At 57.7% G+C, this 4,587-nt stretch carries 3 protein-coding genes and 1 pseudogene; 2 read left to right on the top strand and 2 right to left on the bottom strand.

Annotated features, from left to right (window positions below; all coding sequences use genetic code 11):
- Positions 1–100 precede the first annotated feature (100 nt).
- Complete coding sequence (gene mqnE / locus V6C07_RS04645) at positions 101–1,243, bottom strand: aminofutalosine synthase MqnE (RefSeq protein WP_333535198.1); 1,143 nt, start codon at positions 1,241–1,243, stop codon at positions 101–103.
- Between the two features lie 84 nt (positions 1,244–1,327).
- On the opposite strand from mqnE, the gene V6C07_RS04640 reads away from it, so the two are divergent.
- Together V6C07_RS04640 and V6C07_RS04635 are read left to right on the top strand one after the other, a co-directional pair.
- Entirely contained in the window at positions 1,328–2,185 is an 858-nt protein-coding gene (locus V6C07_RS04640) for a 1,4-dihydroxy-6-naphthoate synthase (RefSeq protein WP_333535197.1), read from the top strand.
- Between the two features lie 511 nt (positions 2,186–2,696).
- Positions 2,697–4,139 (top strand): MATE family efflux transporter, encoded by a 1,443-nt coding sequence (locus tag V6C07_RS04635; protein WP_333535196.1) that lies wholly within the window; start codon positions 2,697–2,699, stop codon positions 4,137–4,139.
- Between the two features lie 59 nt (positions 4,140–4,198).
- Here V6C07_RS04635 and V6C07_RS04630 read toward each other — a convergent pair.
- Positions 4,199–4,587, bottom strand: a pseudogene (locus V6C07_RS04630) (histidine kinase); the annotation flags it as partial.

Here is a 4,587-nt window from a genome sequence, read left to right as displayed (position 1 = left end):
TGGCCGGCTGCGGCCAGGGCGGCAGCTTCGCGCACATCGGTAAAGTCCTGATCTTGTCCGCCATGCGCGGCAAAGGGGCTGTGTGCGGGGATAAAGGTGCTCACTGGCGCGCCTCCGGACTGTCGGTATCATTGAGGGTGTTAAATGTGGCATTGCGGCGAACAGGCGTAAAGCCCGAGGCGCGGATGACATGCTCAAGCTCGGCAATGGTCATGCCCTGCGCCGACCGGGCGCCGGCCATATGGCCGATGCGCTCTTCAATAATGGTTCCGTCCAGATCGTCGGCGCCGTACCATAAGGCCAGGGGGGCCAGCTTATGCCCCATCATTATCCAGTAGGCTTTGAGGTGGGGAATATTGTCCAGCATAAGGCGGCAGACCGCCACCGTGCGCAGTTGGTCAAGACCGCGCTGCGGGCCTATTTTGTCTTCCGGCAGCTTGAGGCGGCTGTTTTCTGTAAGGAAGGGCAGCGGAATAAAGCAGGTGAAACCGCCGCTTTTATCCTGTTGCTCGCGCAGGCGGCAAAGGTGGTCGATACGGTGCTCGTAGGTTTCCAGATGGCCGTAAAGCATGGTGCAGTTGGTCTTTATGCCGAGGCTGTGCGCCTCGCCGGAAATGCGCAGCCATGCGGCGGCGTCGGCCTTGTGAGGGCAGATCTGCGGGCGCAGCTCCTCATCAAAAATTTCCGCTCCGCCACCGGGCATCATAACCAGCCCGGCTGCCTGAAGCCGCCGGAGAACCTCAAGGGTGCTGATGCCCTCAAGCCGGGAAAAATGCTCAATTTCCACGGCCGTGAAAGCTTTTACTGGCAAATTGGGGTTAAAGCGCCGCACAGCGCGAATCATGTCTTCAAACCACGAAAGAGGCCGCGTCGGATGGCAGCCGCCCACGATGTGCAGTTCGTCCAGGTGCAGCGGGGTAGAGTCCGCGTCGCGCAGACGGGCCAGCACGTCATCAAGGCTCAGGGCAAAGGCGCCGGCCTCGTTTTCCTCATCCCGCCGGAAGGCGCAAAAGGTACAGCCGTTAACGCAGACGTTGGTATAGTTGATCTGCCGGTTTACCACGTAAAAAGCCTTGTGCCCGTGCAGGCGGCAGCGCACATGCAGGGCCAGCGCTCCTACGGCGGTAATATCAGGGCAGCGGAACAGGGCAAGGCCGTCTTCAAAGCTCAGCCTTTGCCCTGAAAGCACTTTTTCATGGATGGACGAAAGGCCCAGTGCGGCGTAGTATGCGGCGTCTAACATGATGAAATCCTGTGGGGTTGATTGGGCCGGAAAGGCCGAAAGCAGAGTAGGCCGCCCGCCGCAAGCTGTCAATGTGAGGAATCCATGTCTTCAGTTTTTCCGCAAACCAGTTTTCAGTCCTTGGGACTGGGGCTTTCGCCCTGTCCCAACGATACATATATTTTTCACGCCCTGCTGCACGGTCTTGTTCCGGCCCCGGCTGCCCTGAAAGCCCATATGGCCGATGTGGAAGAGCTGAACACCCTTGCCCGTCAGGGGGAGCTTGAGGTGACAAAGCTTTCCCTCGGTGTGGTGGCTGAAATTATGGATAATTACGCCCTGCTGTCTTCCGGGGCCGCTCTTGGCTGGGGATGCGGGCCGCTGGTTGTGGCGCGAAAAAAACTCTCGCCCCAGGAGTGGAAAAACGCCACGGTGGCTGTGCCGGGCTTGTTGACCACGGCCAACCTTCTGCTTACCTTGCATGGCGGTTTTCAGGGACCACGACGCGAAATGCTTTTCAGCGACGTCATGCCCGCTGTGGCGCGCGGCGAGGCGGATATGGGGCTTGTCATCCACGAAGGGCGCTTTACCTACGAAAAGCTTGGCCTGACAAAAGTGCTTGATCTGGGCCAGTGGTGGGAGAGCGAATTCCGTCTGCCGCTGCCGCTGGGGGCCATTGCCGTACGTCGTGATGTGCCGCTGGCGCTGGCCCGGCGCATACAGGGGGCCATTACCGGCAGTCTGGCCCACGCCAACGCGCACCCCGAGGCATCACGGGAATATGTGCGGGCGCATGCACAGGAAATGGCTGACAGCGTGACGCAGGCGCATATCAAGACCTTTGTGACGAATTTCAGCCTTGACCTCGGAGCCGAAGGACGTTCGGCCATTGAGCATCTTGTTGGCCGGGCTGCGGCACTTTCGGGCAAAAAATTGCCTGTGGAAGGATTGTTCCTTCGCTGACAGGTGCTGAAAACAGGCCGCGTTTTTTACGGCAACCTGTCTGCAAGGGATGGGGCGTATGCGGCGTATGCGGCCGAAAGACGTGTGAACGGCCGAGGCTGTGCGAAAAATCAGGCGACAGGCGGCATGCCCCCGTATGGTGCTTCATCACGGAAGCCGCCGGGAAGGCTGAACAGTTTTTTCTGGACACGCCATCGCTTTGGCGTGTTACCAGCCTTGGCGGCGCACGCGGTAAAACATCCCATTAGAGCATACTTTGAAAAAGTGTAAATGCTCTAATGCTGCACGAAAGTGCAGCGCGCCACAATGTGGCGTGGGTTCAGCCGAAAATCGTATTTTTCGGCTGAATGAAAACTTTGAAAGGCGAAGCATTTCAAAGTTAATCTGCTCTAGAATTTGCTGTGCTGGCGCATGCGGCTGTGCCGCTTTCAGGCCGGACGTTTTCGTCTGCCGGATGTGCGGGAGTTCCGCCGTTGCGTCACGGACCACCTTCAACCCTATCATAACTCATATGTTTCAAAAGTATTTTTCTTTTTCAGAGGCCCGCAGGTTCTATGCCATAGGCTTGCCGATCTTTATTGCGCAGCTTTCACAAACCGGTATGACCTTTGTCGATACGGCCATGGCCGGGCAGTACAGCGCCGAGCATATGGCCGCTGTGGCCGTGGGCAGCAGCGTGTGGGTTCCCATTTCCTTGCTGGGCATCGGGTGCCTGCTGGCCTTGCCGCCTTTGAGCGCGCAGATGGTCGGTTCCGGCCAGCCCCAAAAGGCGGCTCACCTGCTGCGCCAGGGGCTGTGGCTTACTTTGGGGCTGAGCATCGTTTTGATGAGCTTTTTTTATACCATTTCCTGGAATATGGAGGCCTTTGGCCTGAAGCCGGAAATGGCGCGTATTTCCGGCGGCTTTTTGCGTGCTATTATGTGGGGACTGCCCGGCTTCATGCTGTTTGTGAACCTGCGCAGTTTTCTTGAAGGATTTGCCCGCACCCGGCCAGCCATGATCGTGGGCTTGCTTGGACTGACCGTAAATATACCCTGTAATTTTATTTTTATTTATGGCAAATTCGGCATGCCCGAACTGGGCGGCATTGGCTGTGGTGTGGCAACGGCCATAAGTTTTTGGTCCATGGCGCTGGGCATGCTTTTTTATCTGCACCGGGACGCGCAATGCGCCCATGTGCGCCCGCTGTTTAAGCCGCTTTGGCGCAAATGTAAAAATGTGGGAAAAAACGCCGCCAATGATGTGCATGACGCCTGCCTGCCGCGTTTTGACGCTCCCCTGATCTGGCGGGTTTTGCGTATCGGCACGCCAGGCGCTCTGGCACTGTTTTTTGAGGTTTCACTTTTCGCTCTCAGCGCCATTCTGCTTGCCCCTCTGGGAACCGTCATGGTGGCCGGACACCAGATTGCCCTCAATTTCGGATCGCTGGCCTTTATGGTTCCGCTTTCTCTCTGCATGACCGTGACGATCCGCGTGGGTCGCTGCCTGGGCGCGCAGGATCTGGAGCGGGCCAGAATGGCCGCGCGCACGGCCCTTGTGCTCAGCGTTGTTTTTGCCTTGATCATCGCTGCCGCCACCATAGTGTTTCGGCAGAACATAGTGCGCATCTATACGGATAACCCGGAAGTAACGGCTTTAGCCATACATTTGCTGCTTTTTCAGGCAGGCTATCAGGTGGTGGACGGCCTTCAGGTTACGGGGATAGGTATTTTGCGTGGATACAACGATACGCGCGTCATTTCCGTCATCTGCTTCATTGCCTATTGGGTCATCGGCCTGCCTTTGGGCTTCACGCTGGCGCGCACCGACATCATTGTGCCGTATCTTGGGGCTGAAGGATTCTGGATTGCCTATATCGCGGCCCTGGGTTTTGGCGCGTTGTGCTATCTTTCGCGGGTGCGTTTTCTGCACAGGCTTGCGCCGCAAGACGTGTTCAGCCGCGTAAAAAAATAAGATAAAAACGGCCTGTCCAGCGCCATGCCGGACAGGCCGTTTTCAAATGTCGGGGAAAATTATTGCTTGTGGCGGCGAGCCATCTTCCAAGTATACTTTATTACAGAAAGCAGCTCGTTGAGTCCCGGTTTTTTACTGAACAGGCCACTTGTTCCTTCGGTTTCACTCAGCGGCTCCAGCACCGGTTCCGCACTGTCTTCCTCATGTCCGTCCTGCGCCCGCGCTTGCTGCCGTGCTTCTGAAGGCGCTTGAGCAGAGCGTCCCTCTCCGTCCTGATTCAAATCTTGTCCCCATAAAGGGACAGGCACCGGAGGAGCAGCCGTGCCGTGAGTCTGCGTATCCCCTGAGCCAGATCGAGAGACGGCATCGGTTGTCTGCGGGCTGCCCGCTGCCCTGGCGGCTTCAGCCTGTTCGGCATTTTCACGCTGCCGCGCCGCTTGGCGCACGG

The organism is Desulfovibrio sp. 1214_IL3152 (assembly GCF_036763055.1).
Classification (GTDB): domain Bacteria; phylum Desulfobacterota; class Desulfovibrionia; order Desulfovibrionales; family Desulfovibrionaceae; genus Desulfovibrio.
The sequence above is the reverse complement of the archived record's forward strand: the minus strand, read 5'-3'. Positions and strand labels throughout refer to the sequence as shown.